At 68.1% G+C, this 19272-nt stretch carries 16 protein-coding genes and 4 pseudogenes; 6 read left to right on the top strand and 14 right to left on the bottom strand.

Annotated features, from left to right (window positions below; all coding sequences use genetic code 11):
• Positions 1-52 precede the first annotated feature (52 nt).
• Entirely contained in the window at positions 53-1045 is a 993-nt protein-coding gene (locus BS75_RS31835) for an ArsR/SmtB family transcription factor (protein ID WP_034090719.1), read from the bottom strand.
• A gap of 371 nt (positions 1046-1416) precedes the next feature.
• On the opposite strand from BS75_RS31835, the gene BS75_RS31830 reads away from it, so the two are divergent.
• Both BS75_RS31830 and BS75_RS50795 read left to right on the top strand, forming a co-directional pair.
• Positions 1417-1761, top strand: a complete 345-nt coding sequence (locus BS75_RS31830; protein WP_034090718.1) for a hypothetical protein — start codon at positions 1417-1419, stop codon at positions 1759-1761.
• A 98-nt stretch (positions 1762-1859) separates the two neighbouring features.
• Positions 1860-2063 (top strand): annotated as a pseudogene (locus tag BS75_RS50795) (IS256 family transposase); the annotation flags it as partial.
• Positions 2064-2117: 54 nt separating this feature from the next.
• Here BS75_RS50795 and BS75_RS31825 read toward each other — a convergent pair.
• Positions 2118-3800, bottom strand: a complete 1683-nt coding sequence (locus BS75_RS31825; RefSeq protein ID WP_034090717.1) for an IS4 family transposase — start codon at positions 3798-3800, stop codon at positions 2118-2120.
• A gap of 157 nt (positions 3801-3957) precedes the next feature.
• Positions 3958-4563: pseudogene (locus tag BS75_RS31820) on the bottom strand (helix-turn-helix domain-containing protein); the annotation flags it as partial.
• 185 nt (positions 4564-4748) lie between these two features.
• On the opposite strand from BS75_RS31820, the gene BS75_RS31815 reads away from it, so the two are divergent.
• Together BS75_RS31815 and BS75_RS31810 are read left to right on the top strand one after the other, a co-directional pair.
• Positions 4749-6185 (top strand): ATP-binding protein, encoded by a 1437-nt coding sequence (locus BS75_RS31815; RefSeq protein WP_034090716.1) that lies wholly within the window; start codon positions 4749-4751, stop codon positions 6183-6185.
• Between the two features lie 92 nt (positions 6186-6277).
• Positions 6278-7363: an integrase core domain-containing protein gene (locus tag BS75_RS31810; protein ID WP_034094172.1), complete on the top strand. Its 1086-nt coding sequence runs from the start codon at positions 6278-6280 to the stop codon at positions 7361-7363.
• Between the two features lie 495 nt (positions 7364-7858).
• Here the strand turns inward: BS75_RS31810 and BS75_RS31805 are convergent, their stop codons facing one another.
• Positions 7859-9307: an AAA family ATPase gene (locus BS75_RS31805; protein ID WP_052069878.1), complete on the bottom strand. Its 1449-nt coding sequence runs from the start codon at positions 9305-9307 to the stop codon at positions 7859-7861.
• Between the two features lie 153 nt (positions 9308-9460).
• Positions 9461-9966, bottom strand: a pseudogene (locus BS75_RS45040) (integrase core domain-containing protein); the annotation flags it as partial.
• A 115-nt stretch (positions 9967-10081) separates the two neighbouring features.
• Here BS75_RS45040 and BS75_RS31790 point away from each other — a divergent pair.
• On the top strand, positions 10082-11179 hold the full coding sequence (locus tag BS75_RS31790) for a helix-turn-helix domain-containing protein (protein WP_034090713.1): 1098 nt from the start codon (positions 10082-10084) through the stop codon (positions 11177-11179).
• Positions 11180-11221: 42 nt separating this feature from the next.
• Here the strand turns inward: BS75_RS31790 and BS75_RS47090 are convergent.
• From BS75_RS47090 to BS75_RS31760, 7 genes and pseudogenes are all read right to left on the bottom strand, one after another.
• Positions 11222-12115, bottom strand: a pseudogene (locus BS75_RS47090) (ISAs1 family transposase); the annotation flags it as partial.
• A gap of 208 nt (positions 12116-12323) precedes the next feature.
• Positions 12324-12713, bottom strand: coding sequence for a helix-turn-helix domain-containing protein (locus BS75_RS31780; RefSeq protein ID WP_052069876.1), 390 nt, complete (start codon positions 12711-12713; stop codon positions 12324-12326).
• 157 nt (positions 12714-12870) lie between these two features.
• Positions 12871-13170 (bottom strand): hypothetical protein, encoded by a 300-nt coding sequence (locus BS75_RS31775; RefSeq protein WP_034090711.1) that lies wholly within the window; start codon positions 13168-13170, stop codon positions 12871-12873.
• 20 nt (positions 13171-13190) lie between these two features.
• Positions 13191-13670 carry an endonuclease toxin domain-containing protein gene (locus BS75_RS48680; RefSeq protein ID WP_152646426.1) on the bottom strand — a complete coding sequence of 160 codons (480 nt, stop codon included), beginning with the start codon at positions 13668-13670 and terminating at the stop codon, positions 13191-13193.
• 199 nt (positions 13671-13869) lie between these two features.
• On the bottom strand, positions 13870-14121 hold the full coding sequence (locus BS75_RS31770; RefSeq protein WP_034090710.1) for a DUF7848 domain-containing protein: 252 nt from the start codon (positions 14119-14121) through the stop codon (positions 13870-13872).
• The gene (locus BS75_RS31765) at positions 14121-14513 is read right to left on the bottom strand and encodes a hypothetical protein (RefSeq protein WP_408022566.1); all 393 of its coding nucleotides are present in this window, start codon (positions 14511-14513) and stop codon (positions 14121-14123) included. Before BS75_RS31765 ends, BS75_RS31770 begins: the two co-directional genes overlap by 1 nt.
• 126 nt (positions 14514-14639) lie before the next feature.
• Positions 14640-14936, bottom strand: a complete 297-nt coding sequence (locus BS75_RS31760) for a hypothetical protein (RefSeq protein WP_034090709.1) — start codon at positions 14934-14936, stop codon at positions 14640-14642.
• A 186-nt stretch (positions 14937-15122) separates the two neighbouring features.
• Here BS75_RS31760 and BS75_RS31755 point away from each other — a divergent pair, with 186 nt between their 5' ends.
• Positions 15123-16850 (top strand): transposase, encoded by a 1728-nt coding sequence (locus BS75_RS31755; protein WP_197091972.1) that lies wholly within the window; start codon positions 15123-15125, stop codon positions 16848-16850.
• Here BS75_RS31755 and BS75_RS31750 read toward each other — a convergent pair.
• Together BS75_RS31750 and BS75_RS49550 are read right to left on the bottom strand one after the other, a co-directional pair.
• On the bottom strand, positions 16832-17824 hold the full coding sequence (locus tag BS75_RS31750; protein ID WP_231607948.1) for a helix-turn-helix domain-containing protein: 993 nt from the start codon (positions 17822-17824) through the stop codon (positions 16832-16834). The genes BS75_RS31755 and BS75_RS31750 overlap by 19 nt on opposite strands.
• 739 nt (positions 17825-18563) lie before the next feature.
• Entirely contained in the window at positions 18564-19223 is a 660-nt protein-coding gene (locus tag BS75_RS49550; RefSeq protein WP_052069875.1) for a GntR family transcriptional regulator, read from the bottom strand.
• Positions 19224-19272 lie beyond the last annotated feature (49 nt).

The raw sequence follows: 19272 nt of genomic DNA, 5'->3' as shown, positions 1-19272 counted from the left end.
AACGTACGGGATCCTTCGCGAAGCTGCGTCTCCATGTCCCACCCGGGGCCGGTCAACGAGTACCGGGCTTCGTGCCCCCGAGCCGCTGGTAGAGGACATGCCGGGACCGTCGTGTGCGGGTCACAAGCCCGGCACGGTGGAGGATTTGCAGGTGGTAGGAGACGGTGGCCGGGCTCAGATAGAGGCGTTGGGCGATCTCCGTCGTGGAACGGGGCTGGCTCAGCTCGGCCAGGAGCTTCAGCCGCATCGCACCGATCAGCGGATGGTCCTGCGCCGACGGGAGACAGTCGGCCTTCGCGGCGGGATAGACGATCAGCGGAGCGCGTGGGTCCGGCGCACCAGGCGGCTCCGCGGCGCAGAAGACGGCCCGGTCGACGAAGACACTCGGCGTCATGATCACTGCATCCGCGTCCAGCGTCAGCTGATGGACGCTGCCCGGGAGGAGGTGGATGACCAGCTCGCCGTCGTGCCACTCCAGGTTCGGAGCCAGACGGTTGAGGGTCTCGGCGAGCCCGCAGTGGGCGATGTCGGAGGCCCGCGCGGTGACGTCGGCTTCCAAACGGGCCCGGACGGCCGACCACGAGGGCGCCAGTGCCGCGTGCCAGAACCGCGCCATCTCGTCGGCGAGACGGCGCGCGAAGTGGTCCTCCCCGCGGTCGAGGGCCCCTAGGAGCTGCCGCGGAGCCGGGCGACTCGAGTCGGGATCCCATGAGTGGCCGCCGACGGCAGCGGTCAACTCGTAGCGGATCCGGTCGTGAGGAGTCGTCGCGATCTGGTGCAGTGCGGTGTCGATGTCGGTCTGGAAGGCATGGGGCTCAGGCCGGAGAAAGTCCGGAGCGTAACCGCGAGGACCGCCTGCGCCGACCACGGCCAGCAACCCGAGTCGGTGCCGGGACAGCGCGTGTGTGGTCCTGGTCCGCCATGGCGGTGCCAGCGTGCTCGCACTGGAGCCGATGGCGCTGAGCAGGTCCCCGGCGGAGCCCACCGGCGAGACCGCGAACCTGACGCTTCCCAGGCCCTGAGCCCCCAAGCGGATCCGGATCACAAGCGCTCCCCCTTCGCCAGTTCCTTCGAAAGCAATCGAATCATTCGGCCAGTCAATTGGCCTGGTGTTCCCTGGAATCACCGCACAGACCGGCCAGCCGTGAAGGGAATGCAGGACCCAGAACCAGTGCCTGGACGCCGAACCAGCGGGTCACGGGGCCGCGGGCTCCCATCCTCGCCGCGAACCGCAACTCGGTCACCGGCCCGTGCGCAGCACAGCACAGCACAGCACAGCACCAAGGTGGCCGGCCTCCGCCGCGCCGCCGTCCACCACCTCATACGCCGCCTGGCACCGGCGCGGCACGGGACAGCGCAGTTGGTCCCGGCTCACCGGCGCGGTGGCCCGCCATGGCCCCACGAAAGGGTACGAACATGAAGATCCGCAGCAAGCTCGCCGCGACCGCTGTCGCCGCCGGCGTCCTCACCAGCGGGGTCGCCCTGGCCGCTCCCGCGATCGCCGCCGGCCCCGCCGCCAGCGGCTGCGCGGTCCTGTACTGGGACGTGAACACCAGCGCCGGGGAGCAGCAGTCATCCTTCTGCGGCACCGGCACGACGTACGGCACCTGGTACTCGGCCGGCAGCATCGTGGCGAACGGTCACAGCGGTTCCGTCGAGATGAACAACAACGGCCACATCTACTGGGTCTCCTTCGGTCCCGGCGGGGCCAACCTCTACGACAACCAGGCTGCGGCCATCGCGGTCCAGATCAGGTCCTGAGCCAGAAGCACACGAAGGCCCCCGGCGGCGGCCGGGGGCCTTCGGCCGCGGGGTCTGTACGGTCTTCGGTGTAACTCCCGATCATGGAAGTAGCACTGATGAGCGACGTGACTGCCAAGGTTGAGGCGGTTGAAGAGGTCCGTTCGGTCGAGTCGCCGGCGGACGTGCTGGACGAGCAGTTGATCAGCCAGCTGGTGGACCGGGCCCGCGCGGGCGGGCTCCAGCTGACCGGTGAGGGAGGGCTGCTGCAGCAGCTGGCCAAGCGGGTGCTGGAGTCCGCGCTGGAGGGCGAGATCACCGATGGACCCCGACCACTTTCGAGGCAAGGCCGCGAAGTTAAGCGGTTGGTGGCGGTGTCAAGGGCTGGTGGTTGGTTCGGTGAGCCTGTAGGTCCCTGGGCCGGTTTTGCGTATCATGCCCTGTTTGCTCCAGCGGAGCATCTGCTTCCGGAAGGCGTCGAACCCTGTCGCCTCTATGTCCACTGTCTGGGCGATGTCGCGGGTTCGCCAGTCCCGCTGGGGATCTGTTCGCAGGAGCGTGAGCACGCGTTCCCGGGTGCTGGTGCGGGCGGCGGACCCCGGTGGCGTCCCGGGGTCCGCCTGGAGCCGACGGGCTTGGGCGCTCCATGAGTGGGCTGGCTGGTTGCCGGTCAGGGGCGGTATGTCGTTCGGCTCGTGCACGGTGATCGTGACAGTGGTGATCTTCTGGGTGGTCTCGGGGCGGGGGTCCACGGGCCGGGACTGGTAGCGCGAGAGCGGGCATTTGACGCGGCGGGTACTGGTGCGGGGTCGGCGGGCGGGCAGGAGGTCGGCCAGGACGGCGCGGCCGATGTCGCCGACCGGGTCGATGAGATTGTCGGGCAGGACGCCGCGGGCGGCGATGAGCAGGTCGCGGGCGGATTCCAGGGCGGTGGTGAAGGCGGCGCGGTCGGGGTCGGTACCGGGCCGGGATTCCACGGCCGCGACCATGGCGATGCGCAGGGCCTGGTAGAGCGTCAGCAGTGCCCGCATCTCCTGCTCGACGCCGACCGGGTCGGTAGAGCGCAGGTTGCGGCCGGTCATGAGGGTGTGGCGCAGGGCCGAGAACGCCGATTCGATCTCCCACCGCTCGTGATAGAGGCGGATCAGGGCGGGGGCGGGGTCGTGTCGGTGGTCGAGCAGGGTGGTGATCAGTCGGTAGCGGCCGCGGATCCGGTGGCCGTCGGCGGTGGTGACGGTGATGTCGGCGTCGATGAAGCGGACCGGCAGGTTGTCGAGCTTGGAGAGGAACGAGCCGTCGGGCAGCTTGGCCAGTATCGGCGGGCGGCGCGATGCCTTGCCGCGGACCAGGAACTGCGAGCCGGTCGCGGCGATCGCCCGCAGCAGGCTGTTGCCGTCGAAGTTGCGGTCCGCCAGCACCAGCGTGTCACTGCCGGGCAGGTGCAACAGCCGTCCGGCGTAGGCGGGTTCGCCGGTCGGGGCGGGACCGAACACCGCTCCGACCAGGCCGCGGGTGCCGGTCTCCACCAGGGCCATCAGCATGAGTGCGGGGTAGCCGGCCCAGGCCAGTCGGTAGCGGATCCGGCCCGGCCAGTCCCGGTTGCGCTCGGCGTCGGGAACCTTGGGCGAGCTGCAGCCGTCGAATGCGACGGTGCGCAGTCGGCGGTAGCGCACGCCGGGCGTGGTGGGCTGGGCCAACGGGCCGGCCAGCACCTCGAACAGTTCCTTGACCGGGGCCGGGCCCAGGCGGCGGCGCAGATCGCGCAGTGCTTTCTCCGAGGGGTCCGGAACCGGTAGTCCCGCCAGGCCGGCGACCAGTTTGCCCCGGACCCGGGCGTAGCCCAGGTGCGGAAACAGGCCCAGTGCCAGGAGGAAGTACACCCCGACCCGCGAGGGCAGGTCCCGAAGCCGCATTTCCACCGTCCCGGTCTCCTCCAGTACGGCATCGACCAGGTCGAAGGGGACGTGCTGGGTCAACTCGCCCAGATGGCCCGGGGCGTAGACCCCCTCGGCGACGGTGACGGTGCGGGCGAGGGCGGCGGTGGCAGACTGACGGGGCAACGGGACCTCTGGCGGCTGGAAGATCTTGGTCGATCCCCCGCTCTACCAGAGGCCCCGTCTCCATGTCCCGACATGCCCTCAACTGGCGCAACCCCTTGACCAGGACCACGATCGCCTAACTTCGCAGCCTTGCCACGAAAGTGGTCGGGGTTCACGGGTCCATGCGGCGGTCCAGCGTTGTGGTGAGGTTCCTGGCCTGCTGGACGGTCCATTCGGCGCTGGGGTTGGCGGTGATGCCGGCGAGATGGACGCGTCGAGTGCCGTGCTCGATGAATACCAAGGCATACTGGCGCTTGAGCGTGATGGCGCAGTCGAGGTGGAGGAAGTCGGCGGCGATGATGCCATGCGCCTGGGCGGTGAGGAACGGGCGCCAGGTCGGGCCGGATCGCTGCGGGGCGGGGTCGATGCCGGCGGCGTGCAGGATTTCCCACACCGTGGACGGCGCGATCGCGTAGCCGAGCCGAGCCAGTTTGCCCTGGATCCGTCTGTGGCCCCAGGTGCTGTTCTCCCGTGCCAGACGCAGGACCAGCTGCTTGACCACGGGGGAGATCGAGGGCCGTCCAGGACGGTTGCGCTGGGTGAACGTCCACTTCCGGGCCACGAGTTGTCGGTGCCAGGCCAGCAGCGTGGTGGGGGTGACCGCGAACACCTCGCGCCAGCGCAGTGCGAGCACCTCCGCGTCCTTGGCCGCGCGACTGAGCAGCACGGCGGCGGGTATCGAGATCAGATTTCGGACCAGCGCGGTGACGATGGACAACGGCATCGAGGGATCATCTCAGACGCGGTGCAGGCCACGCGGCGCATTGGGAGCCTGCAGGTCAGGCCAAAATCGTGTTTCCGAGCGGGAGACGCTTCGGCAGCCTCAGCTGTTGTCGGCCCTCGCAATAGACGATAGCTTTATGTAAGATTCAATCTACGTATGATCGAAACTATGTTTTAGGGGCGAGAGTGGACTTCAGAGGCAGAACCTCGGACCTCGAGCTGCTCAACGGCCAGCTACGCCAGATCACTCTGGGGCAGGGCGGGACCCAAGGCCGCGCGGTGATCGTCACAGGACGGCGGCGGGTGGGGAAGTCACGTCTGGTCCAGGAGTTCTGCGACCGCTCCGGGGCACCCTACGTCGTGTTCCAGGCGACGCGCGGACGCAATCCGGTGGCCGAGCGCGCCGAGTTCGCCGCGACACTGGCCCAGTCCGGCCTGCCCGGAAGGGAAGCCGTCGCGGGGCTGCAGAGCTCGGACTGGAACCAGTCGCTGCGGACCCTGGCCCTGGCTGTTCCCGACGACGTCCCGAGCATCGCGGTGATCGACGAGGTGCCCTGGCTGGTCGAACAGGACAGCGAGTTCGAAGGCGCACTGCAGACGGTGTGGGACCGCCACCTGGCGACCAAGCCGGTGCTGCTGCTCCTGGTGGGCAGTGACATGTCGGTGATGGAGGCGCTCCAGTCCTACGGACGCCCGTTCTTCGGTCGGGCCGCGAAGATGACGGTCCGCCCCCTGCACCTGGCGGACGTGGCGCGGATGACCGGACTGGGTGCCGCCGGCGCGGTGGACGCCCTCCTGGTGACAGGAGGATTCCCCGAAGTCGTCCAGGCCTGGGAACCGGGAATGAGCCGGAACGACTTCCTGCGGGCAGCCGTAGCCAATCCCCTGTCACCGCTACTAATGGCCGGAGAGCTGTCACTGCTCGCGGAGTTCCCCGACGCCTCGCACTCCCGCGCGGTCCTGGAGGTGGTTGGCAGCGGCGAGCGGACCTTCACCGCCATCGCCAACGGCGCCGGCGGAGCCTCCCCACTCGCCTCCGGCACGCTCTCACCGATCCTCAACACCCTCCTGGAGAAACGGGTCCTGGCCACCGACAGCCCACTGTCGACCAAGCCCGACACCAAGAACAAGCGCTACCGCGTCGCCGACCCCTACCTCCGCTTCTGGCTGGCCTTCCTACAACGCGGCATCCCCCTGATCGAACGCGGACGCGGAGACGTGGCCCTGCGCAGGATCGAAGCCTCCTGGACGAGCTGGCGCGGACGAGCCGTGGAACCCGTGATCCGCGAGTCACTGCTCCGACTCCTACCGAACGACCGCTGGCCGCACACCGAGGCCATCGGCGGATGGTGGAACCGCCAGAACAACCCCGAGATCGACCTGGTCGGCGCCGACCGCGATCCCGTAGCCCGACAGATCCACTTCCTCGGCTCCGTCAAATGGCTCGAGACCCAGCCCTTCGGCCGCCGCGAGTACGACGCCCTGGCCCGCGAACTCACCGCCGTCCCCGGAGCCGACCACGACACACCCCTGGTCGCGGTATCGCGCTGCGGAGTCGACGCGAACCTCCCCCTCGCCGCCCACTGGGGACCCGAAGACCTCCTCGCAGCCTGGCAGGACTGACCACACTCACCTCTCGGCATTCCCTGAGGGGCTCAAGAAGTCATCGCTGCAGGTGAGATACGTGCGACTCGGGGATCTGCGAGGCTGTGCCCGTGATCGTGTCGCTGGTATATCGCGCTGTTCGGGGACTACTGGCACTGCCGGAGCTGCTGCTCCGGCAGGAGGCATCGGTGGAGGCGGAGGTGCTGGTCCTGCGGCACGAGAACGCAGTGCTGCGTAGGCAGTTGACTTCACCCGTGCGCTACGAGCCGGCGGACCGGTTCTGGTTCTCCGCCCTATCCTCGCTGATACCCCGGCAGCGCTGGGCCCGCGCCTTCCCCGTCACCCCGGGCACCCTGCTGGCCTGGCACCGCAAACTGATCGCCCGCAAGTGGGACTACAGCGCGCGCCGCACTCGCATCGGACGCCCTCCGTCGTCCGCGGCCCTGAAGAAGCTGGTCCTGCGCCTGGCCGACGAGAATCCACGATGGGGCCACCGCCGCATCCAGGGCGAGATGGCACGACTGGGGCATCCGATGGCCTCGGGCACGGTGTGGAACATCCTGCATGCAGCCGGTATCGACCCGGCACCGCGACGCCACGGACCGAGCTGGACTGAGTTCCTGACCACCCAGGCCGAAGGCATCGTCGCGGCAGACTTCTTCCACATCGACACGGCGCTGGGCCAACGCCTCTACGCCATGGCCTTCCTGGAACACGGCACCCGGCGCCTGCACCTCACCCCCGTCACCGCGCACCCCACCGGGCAGTGGGCGGTCCAGCAGGCCCGCGAGTTCACCACCGCGCTGACCGATCACGGCAAACATATCCGGTTCCTGCTCCGCGACCGGGACACCAAGTACACCGCCTCCTTCGACGCCGTCTTCACCGCCGAGGACACCGAAGTCCTCCTCAGCGTCCCACGGGCACCCAAGATGAACGCCCACTGCGAACGCGTGATCGGAACCGTACGCCGCGAAGCCCTCGACCACGTCCTGGTCATGAACGCGTCCCACGCCACGAAAGTCCTCACCGAGTTCGCCGACCACTACAACCGGCACAGGCCCCACCGATCACGCAGGCAACTTCCGCCCGACACCTCGCAGCAGACACCACCCGCCACCAACATCCACAACCGCCGACTACTGCGCACCCGCGTACTCGGAGGCGCGATCAACGAGTACCGCTATGCCGCCTGACCAGCAGCGACGAATAAATGAGCCCTACAGCGTACGCCTCCGCTCGCACGGGAATTGACGCGCGGCTCCCCGTCGATTCAATTCCGGGAAGCCGCCCACGGGGCATTCCGGAAGGGTCTAGAGTCAGGCTGTCGGCAGGTTCCGGCGGGGTTTCTGCGCGCATTCGCGCAACGCTCCCGTCGTGACCTGCGTGCGCCTGCGCGCACCCTGTTGGTCCCTGGCTGGTCCCTGGCAGGGTGGCGGACGGCCCTGGTCGGCGGTTGGGTCCAGCGGCACGAGGGCAGCGAAAAGCCCCCTGACCTGGACTTATGTCCAAGCCAGAGGGCTCGCGTTCACTGTCGGGACGACAGGATTTGAACCTGCGACCCCCTGACCCCCAGCAATGCGGACCTATCGGGCATCGCCCTCCAATTAGGTCACCGTTCGCCGCCGCTCCCAGCAGGTTCAGCGTCCTTCGTGACCTTTCGGCTGCGATTCGGGACCTGTTGCTCCCAGTCACTGATACAGGTCCGCTGCCCCGATCAGGACGACGCCGGCGTCGGTGGCTGCCCGGTCGCGGAGGTCGTCAGTGAAACCGGTAGCGCTGTAGCAGACGAGGCGCGCGTCCGCGGCGCCGTATCGCTCCTGGGCCACCAAGAGTGCCTGGATCCGAGCGAGGCGCTCCAGATGCCCCAGCCCCATGACCTCACCCCATTTCACTTCCCCGATGGCCAGGATCGGTGAGCGGTTCTCGTCGTCCAGACCGTAGGCCACAACATCAAGTTCGTGACTGGTGCGCCGGGCCGGATCGTTCACCGTCCCCGAGCCCACCCGGTTGGGCAGGTCTGCCAGGAGATGCTCAGGGGCGAAGTGCCGTGTCCAGTGCCGGCAGACATACTCCAGGTGCGGGCCCAGGATGTTGCCGGTGAAGCGACGCTGCGCTCGCTCCCACAGGCGGCCCGCGTCGCGCGTGTGCTCCAGATCAGACCAGATCGGGCGCATGACGGCGTGATAGAAGGTGACCAGTGGTTCGTTGATACGAAAGCTGGTCCGGTTGTCCTTGAAGACGTCGGGTTCGCGCGTGATCAGCCCGCAGTCCTCCAGGACCGTCAGCGGATGGGCGAGATCGCTGGACTTACGCCCCAGGTACGAGGCGATGCCGCCGCGGTTGGCATTGCCTCCGGCGATCGCCGCGAGCACTGAGTGGTACAGGGCGGTGTCGCGCAGGTCCGGCTCGTCGGCCAGTAGATAGCGGGCCTCGCGGAACAGCGGACTGGTCGGCGACAGCACGGTACGCAGCACCCAGGGGTCGAAGTCCTCGGGCCCGGCCGGGACGTCGTCGCGTGCGAACTCACGGCGGTAGGCCGGGGTACCTCCGACGATCGCATTGACCTTCAGCGCAGTGACCGGGTCATCCACCCCCCAGAACTGCGCGGCGAGTTGGTGATCGAGCGTGGGCACCATGAGTTCCAGCCCCGCCCGGCCCCGGAGCGGAGCGTTGCCGCTGAGTAGCCGACCCATGAAGGACATCGCCGACCCGCAGAGCAGCAGTCGGGCCCGGCTCTGGTCACGTTCCGCGCGCAGGGGTGCGAGGGCGTTCTGGATGATCGAGGGCAGCCGCGGATTGGCGCGGGCCAGGTAGGGGAACTCATCGATGACCACCGGGACCGGGTACCCACGCCCCAGAGACAGCAGCGCGTCCACGACCTGGTGCCAACTGTCGAAGGACAGCGGCGCGGGCGACCCCAGATGATCCGCGATTGCGGCACCGATCTGCCGCAGCGACTCGCCATCGGTCGCCTCCTCGGCCGCGAAGTAAAAGCCCCCGGTCGCCTGGCACAGGGCTCGCAACAGAAACGTCTTGCCCTGGCGCCGACGACCCGAGACCACCCCCAATGTCGCACCCGGAGCACCATCGGTGGCGAAGGCCGACAGTGCACTCCACTCCCGCTCACGATCGAACATCTCCGCTGGGCGAGGCAGCACAACCACAAAACCGTCCTCCAGAGTCGTCCAGCCTTACGGTAACTATAGTTATGATAACTACATGCATTGCAATATGTCCAATTTGCTCCATGCATGTTGGCGTTGTGGGTGCCGATTTCTCATCCAGCCTGGTCAGGCAGCGTGTTGGTATTCGTGGAGTACTCCCCCGAGTCGATCCCTCCGTCGGATGCTCAAGTGATCCAGTCGGGTGGGTTCGGAGATGGGATCGGGCAGCAAACGCAGCGGGGCGGCGCCGCAGAGTGTGCGGTGGGGCCGGTGCCCATTGTAGAAATACTCGAACTCACGGAGTGCGTGCAGGAGGTGGGCCTGGTTCCAGATCAAGGTCCGGTCCAGGAGCTCGCGCTTGCAGGCTCCCACCCAGCGCTCCATGACCGCGTTCATCCGCGGTGTCTGGATACCGCTGAGGACGATCCGGATCCCGGCGTCGGCAAGGAAGGCGTCGAAGGCGGCGGTGAATTGGAGTCACGGTCGCGGATCATGAACGCGGCCCTGCTGCCGGCATCCTGTAGGTCCATGACGAGGTTGCGGGCGAGCTGGGTGGTCCAGTCGGCCGTGGGCGCGGTGGTGGCACCGAGGATCCGGACGCGCCGGTTGGCGTGCTCGATCACCGCGAAGACGTTGCCCTTGCCGAATACCTCATCCATGCAGGTGGGATGGCCCATCGATGTCGAGTGCGGGTGCTCGAGTAGGCGCCGTCGCGCGGTGGCGGCGAGTGCGGCATGATGACCGGTCGTGCTGCTGAAACTGGCGTATCTGGGCATGACGAACACGTTCGCACTGCTGCGGCTGCTGCCGATGAGCGACCGCGAGAAGGACATCGAGATCCTGGCTCTGCGCCATCAGATCACCGTCCTGGAAAGACAGCTGAACGGACAACAGGTCCGCTTCCACGCCATCGACCGGGCCTTTCTCGCGTCACTTCTCCAGAGCCTTCCACGGGAAGCACTACGCCGGGTCCGACTACTGGTGCGACCCGACACCGTACTGCGCTGGCACCGCAACCTGATCGCCCGCCGACACGCCGCCCAGTCCAGGCCCAAACGCGGAGGCCGGCCCCGCACCGTGCACTCGATCCGCGCCCTCGTCCTTCGTCTGGCCAGGGAGAACCCGAACTGGGGCTACCGGCGCCTGCACGGCGAACTGCTCGTGCTCGGAGTGAAAGTGGCCGCATCCACAGTCTGGGAGATCCTCAAGGAAGCCGGCATCGAGCCGTCCCCCGAGCGTGCATCGAGCACCTGGGCGGACTTCCTGCGCTCCCAAGCCGACGCGCTCCTCGCATGCGACTTCTTCGAGACCGTCACACTGACCGGCGCCCGCCTCTACGTATTCGCCGTGATCGAGCACGCCAACCGCCGGATCCGGATCCTGGGCGCCACCAAGCACCCGACCGGGTCCTGGGTGGTCCAAGCCGCGAAGAACCTCGTCATGGACCTCGAGGACTCCGGCTGCCGGGCGCGCTACCTGATCAGGGACCGGGACGGGAAGTTCCCCCAGCTGTTCGACGACGTGCTCAAGGACGCGGGAATCGAAGTCGTGCTCAGCGGCGTCCGCATACCGCGCATGAACTCGATCACGGAGCGCTGGGTCCAGACCTGCAGACGAGAACTGCTGGACCGCACACTGATCTGGGACCAGCGCCACCTCCTGCACGCCCTGCGCGAGTTCGAGACGTTCTACAACGCGCACCGGCCACACCAGGGCATCGCCAACGCCCGGCCACTCCACGCACTGCCCGCTCCGATCGAAGACCCGGGCCGAATCGCCCATCTGGACATACGACGACGAGCACGACTCGGCGGCATACTCCACGAGTACCAACACGCGGCCTGACCAGCCTGGATGAGGTATTCGGCAAGGGCACCGGTCGCGCACGTGGTGCAGGAGGTTTTCGATGCCCCAGTGCCCTCTGATCCAGGTGGCGAGTTCGGCCGGGGTGGCGTCGAAGACGTCCAGGCTCGTGATCAGGTAGACGCGCTCGATGGTGAGTTTGCCGGTGCCCAGGTCGCGGCGCCAGCGCACGACCTGGATGGCCTGGCGGGCGCCGGGGTAGTCGATGTCGCTGTAGGCGGCGACCTTCAGCCGGCGGATCTCCTCGCGGTGGTGGGCGCGGTCGCGGGTGCGGTGCTCCAGCGGTATCTCTCGCCATGGCAGGTCTTTGACCTGCGCGTATAGTCCGGGATGGTTCTTCTTGACGATGGCCAGGTAGTGCGCGCCGCGGCGCATCAGGTAGCGGCCGTGGCCGTGCTGGGTATGTAGTGCGTCGGTGGTCAGCACGGCGTTGGTGAGGTCGAGTTCCTCCAGTAGCGGGGCGAAGGCGGGGATCTCGTTGCTCTTGGAGCTGATCTGGCGCTGGGCCAGGACCACGCCGTGGTGCTCCATCGCGGCCAGTAGTTGGACCGCGGTGGCTGTCGAGGTGCGCGAGCCGCGTACGGTCTTGCCGTCCACTGCGATCACCCGTCGGCCAGGCGCTCGCGGGTGCCGGGCGCTCTGGCGCGCTTGCAGGTAGGCGCTGATCGCGGCGTCCAGGGCATCGGCGTCGACGCGGTGGAGCAGGCGCCGCACGGTACCGGCGTGGGGCGCCTGGTTCCATGCGGTGAGCGGGTCCGGCAGTAGGCCGAGGGCCGCGCGCACCTGCTGTGGGGCGTCGGCGAGCCACTCGCCGACGGCGGCCAGCGACCGTGCACCGGCCAGCACCGCCGCGGCTGCCGCGGTCAGCAGTGCGACTGCGGGGTAGCGCCGGCCGCGCAGGCCGCGCGGATCGGGCACGCGCTCCAGGAATCGGCGCAGGTCAACGACCTCGTCATGGCTGAGAACGACGGCAGCGTGGGCCAGTGGCTCCAGCGGCGCGGGGATAGGAGATGATGTTCGGGCAGGCACGGTCTCGCTCGGTTCTCATGGGTCTCGACAACCACATGATCACCGGCGCCGTGCCTGTTCTGCTCTCCAGGGCCCCATCCGCCAGCCACTCATGACGTCACGTCACGACCAAGCCCGACAAAACGGGCCAGTTCGCGATCATGCAATGCCCCTGCACCCCCGGCAACGAGTACCGCGGCCCGAATTGCTCCTCGATCACCCGGGCGATCCGCGCCAACGTCCACCGCTGGTCCTCCCAGCCGAACGCCTGCGCCCCTCTCTTCAACTCAGCCAGCAATGCCTCCTCCTGCTCCAGCGTCAGATACGCGGCCGCCCGGCCGACATGCCCCACCAGTGCGTCCACACCACCTGCCACCCAGGCGGCATGCCACTGCCCGACCCCCTGCCGGGACACCCCCAGCAACCGACCGATCTCCGCCTGCTTCACACCCTGTTCGAACAGCTCGGCAGCCAGCATCTGCCGCCGCTCAAGATCAACCGGCCCCATCCGGGCCGACCTCGAAGTACCCATACCTGACTTATGCCAGCCCTGACAGATCGTCAAGCACCTCACTAAAGATCAGTACCAACACGCGGCCTGACCAGCCTGGATGAGGTATTCGGCAAGGGCAGGGGCCGCCGTGATTCAGGCAAACAACTCCGGACTACTCATCATCTCCAACGAGCCTGGCCCCCAAGGAAATAGCAATCGACTCCGCCAGAGCCCAGTCGGCGTCGTCCATGTGCCCAGTCACAACGACACGCCCATGTCTCCACGAAAAGGATGCCGATGAGCTTGAGATTCCATAGACGGACTGAACACCAATATCTGCCCACCGGACAAAACCCTGACGCTCCAGCTTTGCGCTCCCCTCAGCGAGGGCCTCCCACTCCTCTCGGGTGACTGGCTGCTGCTCGCTCTCCGTCCAGAGCTCAGCTCGCGTGATATGGAAGTCATACCCCATGCCCCACTCCTCTCACCGAACTATCCACTCGACTGCCCGAAGAAGAGGTTAACCCCTCGACCTTGGGCATAGTCTACCGCTCTGGACATCTGCTCTAGGAGCATCTCATTTAGCGTGCCAGATCTGAAGATTACATAGACAGATCGGCTTCCAATATTTCCCGGATCAGTGAATGCATACGGACCAACGCCATCATAATTGGCCGCATCGTCAACCGCCCCCTTTAGGCGTTGAAACAGCTGACCCTTAGTCTGAAAGCTGGGAAGCCCCGTATCCATAGCCTTGAGGCTAATTGCATTGCCCGTGTCAGGCTCGAACTGGTCGAATGCCTGATGATTGGCCGGAAGATTTGAGAATCCCATTTCCTCCTCGAACGCGAGCCCCTTATCGCGTGAACTCATGGTCCAGATATTTTGCTGAGTTCCGCTAGTCATCGCGCCGAGGTCCTGAATTTCTGGACCATTGCAGTTGTGGACCAAGATCGGGATGCCGCCCGCCACAACATAGTACGTGTGGCACGGCGGCCTGCTCTACCTGCTTCTTCGCAGGTCAGTGGCGTTTTGATGGTCCGTCGGAGTCCGTGGCTGTGCGCTAGTGTCCGTGGTTGTTGCCGTCGCTACTGCCGTCAGAGGTATAGACCACTTGCTCTCGGCGGCACCCCCCGCGCCGACCTCGGTGAGGCGTTGGCGCTCGGGGGCCTCACTTCCACTCTCCGGGCTCGGCACGGAGGGTGGCGCGGGTGGTCCGCTCGTAAGAATCGTGTCCGGTCTGCGCGCAGTGCGCGGCGATCCAGCGGGTCAGTTCCTCGGGGGTGTGCATCTGGCCGGAGTCGGCTCCGCAGTCCTGGTCTTCTCCGGTGACGCAGACGGCCTCGAAGGTCGGCAGCGCCACCGGGTCCACGACGGTGGTGACGGTGTACTCGCGGAACCGATAGCGGGTGGTCGTCCCCATCAGTGCGCTCCCTGCTCGTCGGGCCGCTCGTCCTCGGTCGTGTCCTGCTGGGTGGGGATGCGCTGTCCGCGTGAGTCCGCGACTCTGAGCGCGTCCGTCAGAGCCTCGGTCAGCCGGCAGGCGAGCCAGCGGTACTCGACGTCCGACAGGGCCCGCGCCCCAGGGGCCAGGGCGTCGCGCGCGTGTTCCAGGAGCTCTTGGCCCATGCTGAGTTGGACCGTCTCGATGCCGTCGGCGAGTGTCGAGAGGTAGCCCCTGCCGTCGGTGCTCAGGTAGCAGGGGAGCCCTTCCGGCGTGGTCCACGGCAGCAGCCTCGGGCCTTCAACTCCGGATGCCGCGTCGTACAGCTCCCGGCGGCGCATGCGGTCCGCGTCACTTCTGAGGTTGCTCACCGTGTGCCCCCGGCTTGGTCGCTGGTTGTGGACACGGCGACCGTAACCCCTGAGTGATCGTCACCCCAGATAGTCAGCAGGGCAGTTCGCGACGCTTGGTTTGCGAACTGCCACGCTGCGTGGCAGCTATCCGACGACGCCAAGGTAGGCGGCCATCTCACGCATCTCCGTCGTCAGGGTGCGCTTGCGCTTGCCCAGGATCTCCTGCATGGTTTCGGCGGCCATGTTCTGATGCCTCAGCCACTCCGGTGCCGCTTCTCGGGCATGGGTCAGCTCGTCCATGGCCGCCGAGAGGTCTCCGCTGCGCGTGTGGGCGCGTGCCACGTCGAGGGTGAAGCGGTTTCCGTCGTTCGTGCTGGGCCTGCCCAGACGCTTCCACGCCTTCGGTGACAACTCCTCCTGCTCGCCCGCTTTGCGGACCACCTGGACTCTGCTGCGCAATTCGCTGCATGAGCATGATGGTTGAGGGGATGATCGCTTCTGCGGCCACTGTCCTGTCGTGGGGTCGCAGGGGGTGGTGCGATGTCGTTGCAGGTTAGGGGCTTGCCGGAGATTCCGGCGGATACGGTCCGGGTGGCACGGTCGGCGTTTCCGCAGGGGTCGCTGGCGATGAGCGTGCGGGACAGGCTTGGTGAGGTCTTCGCGGACGAGCCGTTCGCGGGTGCGTTCGGGGTCCGGGGTGCCCCGGGGCTGTCGCCGGCCTTGTTGTCGCTGGTCACGGTGTTGCAGTTCGCCGAGGACCTGACGGATCGGCAGGCGGCGGCGATGGCGGTTCGCGCGATCGACTGGAAGTACGCGATGGGGATGGAGCTGGGCGCGACCGGCTTCGATGACAGTGTGCTGGCCCGGTTCCGGGCGCGGCTGGTCGAGCACGGGATGGAGCGTGTGGTCTTCGACCGGCTGCTGGACTGGTGCCGCGGGCAGGGCCTGGTCGGGGCCGGGGGCAAGCAGCGCACGGACTCCACGCACGTGATCAGCGCGGTGCGTGACCTGAACCGCCTCGAGCTGGCTGGGGAATCGGTGCGCGCGGCGCTGGAAGCGCTGGCGGTGGTCGCTCCGGCCTGGCTGGCCCAGGCAGTGAACGTGCCCGAGCTCGCGCTGCGCTACGGCGAGCGGGTGAACGGTTGGAAGATACCTTCCTCCCAGGTCAAGCGGGAACGGCTGGCCACGGTGTTCGGGCAGGACGCCGTCGCCCTGCTGCGGGCGGTGTGGGCACCGACAGCCCCTCCGGTGCTGCGGACCCTGGAGCCCGTTGCGCTGCTGCGGCGGATCACGGTGCAAACGTACCTGGTTGCCACCGACACCCGGGGACGGGAGGTGATCCGCAAGCGGGAGGCCGACAGTGACGGCGTCCCGCCCGGCCATACGCGCCTCGCCTCTCCGTACGACCCGGACGCGCGCTGGGCGGCGAAAGGCGAGGACCTGTTCTGGTGCGGATACAAGATCCATCTGACAGAGAGCTGCGATGCTCCTCCCGAAGCCGAAGCCGAAGCCGAAGCCGAAGCCGAAGCCGAAGCCGAAGCCGAAGCCGAAGCCGAAGCCGAAGCCGAAGCCGAAGCCGAAGCCGAAGCCGAAGCCGGTGGTGAGCCGTCGCCCGGGCGTCTGCCGGTGCGGCTGATCACGGATGTGTACACCACCGACGCGACCGTGCCGGACGTGAACGCCACCGCGCCGGTCCAGGAGAACCTGGCGACGCGGGGCCTGGCACCGGGCGAGCACTACCTTGACGCCGGATACCCTTCCGCCGCGCTGGTCCGGGCCGCCTCCGAGCAGGGCATCACCATGGTCACCCCGCTCCGGCCCGACACCTCGCCCCAGGCCAGGGCCGACACCGGCTACGCCAAGGACGCCTTCCGCATCGACTGGAAGGCCCGCCAGGTCCGCTGCCCCGAAGGCAGGACAAGCAGCGGCTGGTACCCGGTCCGGCAGCACGGCCACGACGCGATCGTCGTCGACTTCGCCCGCAGCGACTGCCGGCCCTGCCCCGCACGCGAGCAGTGCACCGCCTCGCGACGCGGCACCCGCATGCTCACGCTCCAGCCCCGCGAGCTCCACCAGGCACTGACCGCCGCCCGCACCGAGCAGAAGACCGATACCTGGCAAGCCAAGTACGCCCTGCGCGCCGGGATCGAGGGCACCATCAACCAGGCCCTGGACGTCACCGGAATCCGCCGGGCCCGTTACCGCGGCCTGCCCAAGGTCCGTCTCCAGCACGCCTTCTCCGCCGCCGCACTCAACGTCATCCGCCTCGACGCCCACTGGAGCACCGAAGGAACCCCACCTGCACTGTCACGCGCCAGCAGACTCACCCACCTCAGCTACCGACTCACCGCATAACCGAATAGCGCAGCAGAGTCCACCTGGCGGGCATCCCCGACGACCATGGAGTCCTCAAGTGCCTTCATGGCGACGGTCACCGGACCGAAGACGGACCAGTGCCGGGAGACGTTGCGGTGCGCCGTGCCGACGGCGGCTGCCGCCACCCGCGCCGCCTTTCGGTACTCCCTGGCCTCACCAGGGCGGTTGTTGCGCGCTGCTGCGGCTGCGGCCTCCATCGCCAGCCCTCCCCACACCGCGTACTGGTCCGGCGCGGCCCCACTGATCCTCGGCTCGACCACGTCCATGCTCTGGGCGGCGATCCGCTCCGCCTCCTCCAAGCGGCCCTGCCGCACCAGCAGCCAGCACATGCCACCGACGCCGGACCCCGCCGCGAGCATGTCCCCGGCCTGCCGGGCGTCAGCGATGGCGCTCCGCAGTGCCGCGTAGGCGATGTCGTACTGCCTGACCTGCGTGAGGTAGGTGCCGGCCAGCCGCAGCGTCTCAGCGCGGGCCAACAGGGCCTGCCGGTGATCCTCTCCGCTGTCGTAGTAGGCAACGGCCTTATCGGCGTCGCGCAGCAGGTCCGGCAGTTGGCCGGCGACACTCTTGTAGCTGTCGGAGAAGTAGAGCACCCGCGCGTCCCGCACCGTCCGGCTGAAACCACGCAGGCTCGGTTCCTCGGCCACGGCCTGGGCATCGCCGTCGACGAGCCCGACAGCCGGGGTGAGCGTGGCACGAAGCCGGAGCAGGTTGAGGCGGTTCGGCTCCTCGGTGCGTCCTACAGGCTCCGGGGCGTCCGACGCCATCAACGCTCCCGTGGTCACGCGCAGTGCGCGGGCAAGGGCGTGAAGTGTCTCCATGCGGACTGTGCCGCCCTGCTCGACCTTGCGCACCGTGCCCGGCGATACACCCGCTGCGTGGGCCAGTTCCTCCTGGCTCAGCCCGGCCCGACGCCGGTACCTGCGGATGTTGTCCGCCAACTCCGTCATCATCTCTGCACCACCTCCACCAACCACGGTACGCCGGACGGGCAAACGGCCCGGCTCTCCGTCAGATACCCGCACAGAAGGGGTGTTCCACTACTGTGCCGGGCACAGGACTGGCCAGGGGCTCCGGCCCCCGGCAGGCTGCGGGCCTGAGCGGGGTGGGTCCCTCGTCGGTCGGGCAGCTTCGCCGGACCAGGGTTCTCCGGGGGCCGCCAAGGCTGCCTCCGGCACGCTTGCGCTCGGCCTTGGCGGCCCCCGGGGGTTCCTGGTACGCCTCCGGGGGCCGATCGGCGAGGGACCTGCCCCGCGACCCGCCACCCTCACCACGACGGCGCCGCACGTGCGCTCGGCCCCTGGTCCCTCGGAGGGAGGGCCTGGGTTGAGGTAGCGCCGCCATACTGCGCTGCTGCCACTGCCCGTTGCGCGTCCGGACGGCGGGCCGCCGCTAAGCGGGGCGGGACGCCTTGAGCGTGCGGCGGCCCGGCGGCCGGACGCGCGCGGCCCGCTGTGGCGGGCCGCCTTGATCTCGTAGAGAAAGTTTGGACGCAACCCTCCATCGCTGCGTCCGACCAGACCTCGAACTGTTCCGCCCGAACCGCCTCCCTCGGACACGCCGCCTTCAGGCAGGTGCACGGCACGGCCTGGGCGGGAGATCACCGGCCCTGCCGCACCGGATGGTGCCGGGACTGCGGCTGAGAGCTGTCGGCGCGGCCTCGCCTCTGCCGCCCGGGGCCGTGAGGAGTGGTCAGCTGGTCTTGCGCCCGAGGGCCTTCCGGGGCTTGCTGCCCGCTTCCAGGCCCTCGACGCGTTCGCGCAGTTCCGCGATCTGTTCCAGGGCGCCGGTGAGCGCGCCTTCCAGTGCTTGGACCCGGGCTTGCGTGGCGGCCTCGCCGTCGACACCTCCCGTTGAGGGGGCGGTCTCGGCGAGTCGGGCGGCCATGCTCGGGTGGTCGGCGCGCTGTACGTGGAAGTCCAAGGTCCGGCCGGTCTCGTCCTCCGTCAGCCAGTGCTCGTTGGCCAACTGCATCTGGGCGGCGTGGACCACGGTGAGCGAGGTGCTGAACTGCTCGGCGAGGGCTGCGGGGGGCGGGAGCTTGCTGCCCGGGGCGAAGCCGCCCGCGCGGATGTGCTGCCTCAGCTCCTCGGCCACCCGCTCGAACGCGTCCTCGGCGTCCTGCTTCTGGGAGACGAACGCGCCCTTCCCCGGCCGGGACACAGCCCAGCCGTCCTGCCGCAGCAGGGACATGGCCTTCTGCACGGTCAGGCTGGAGGCCCCGTACTGCTTCATGAGCTGGCTCTGCGAGGGCAGCGGCGCTCCCGGCGGCAGTGCCTTGTCGCGGATCTGCTGCTTGAGGTCCTCGGCGATGCGCTCGAAGTTCAGCAGGGTGCCGTCGGGCTGCGACACGGCTCCACCTCCACTCTCCTGTGTCCTCGACTCCGGGGCTGCGGGGCCG

This window comes from Streptacidiphilus albus JL83, assembly GCF_000744705.1.
GTDB lineage: Bacteria > Actinomycetota > Actinomycetes > Streptomycetales > Streptomycetaceae > Streptacidiphilus > Streptacidiphilus albus.
Note: the sequence above shows the minus strand (reverse complement) of the source record. Positions and strands in the feature narration are given on the sequence as shown.